This window comes from Enterobacter cloacae complex sp. 2022EL-00788 (assembly GCF_026627565.1).
Taxonomy (GTDB): Bacteria; Pseudomonadota; Gammaproteobacteria; order Enterobacterales; family Enterobacteriaceae; genus Enterobacter; species Enterobacter pasteurii.
On record NZ_JAPNMC010000038.1, the window covers coordinates 1 to 965 of the forward strand.

A 965-nucleotide genomic window follows, 5' to 3' on the forward strand; every position below is an offset into this window, starting at 1 on the left:
CGGTCCCAGTGGAACTTCACCTTCACGCGACCGTATTTGTCCGTCCAGATGCTCTCCCCCTGCGGCCCGACAACCTTCGCCGTCTGCGGGCCGTAGGTGCGCGGCCACGCGGTGCTCTGCGCCGGACGATAGGAGACCGATGCCGGGATAACGCTGAAGTCGGTGCGGTGAACGGTTTCACCCTCCCCGCTGGCGTAGCGGTTCTCCTCGAAGTGATACCCGGCCGCCGTCACCAGATACTCGCCGTTATCGCTGAAGAACGGCGCGTTAGTCAGGGTGAAGGTGTGGCCCGGCGCGATGCCCGCCGCCGTGGCCGTGGCCTGAATCTGCTGATGCTCCACCTGCCAGCGCTCCTGACGGATGCGGGCGTAGAACTCCGCATGCCCGGTCTCCACAAAGCGCCCCGGCCAGTCGTACACGTCAATGCTGCCCGGCTTCGGCGACGCCGGGTTCTGCTGCGCCTGGAACAGCCACGCGTTCGGCTTGCGGAAGTCGTAGTCGTCGAGGCTGTAAATCCCCGGCGTCACGCTGTCCTCCAGCGCCCACTGGCTGATGCCCTCTTCGTCCGTGCTGCCGCCGGACGGCGTCTGGTGGTACGGGATGACCTCGTAGCCGCTGAACGGCTGGTGCTGGGTGGCGGCGTCGGTCAGGACCAGGGTGTGCCTGTCGGCCTCGTGGCTGAAGTAATACGCAATCCCCTCCAGCTCCATCAGGCGGCTGATGAAGTCCAGGCTCGACTCCTGATACTGCACGCAGTAGTCCCACACCCGGTAGCTGCCGGTGAGTTTATCCTCGACGTTGACCTGGTGCTCGCCAAGCAGGGTTTTCACTATCTGCGGCACCGTCTGCCCCTGGAAGATGCGCAGGTTGCGGTCTCGCTTCATCGGCCACAGGTCCGGCTCCACCGTCAGCTGGTAGACCGCGTAGCGGGTGCCCGTCAGCTCAACGGCGCTCACCGCCACGCG

Annotated in this window: 1 protein-coding gene; it reads right to left on the reverse strand. The window is 65.6% G+C overall.

The features are described from left to right. The coding region (locus OWK27_RS24270; protein WP_267591369.1) for a type VI secretion system Vgr family protein at positions 1–965 on the reverse strand (965 nt) is incomplete at both ends.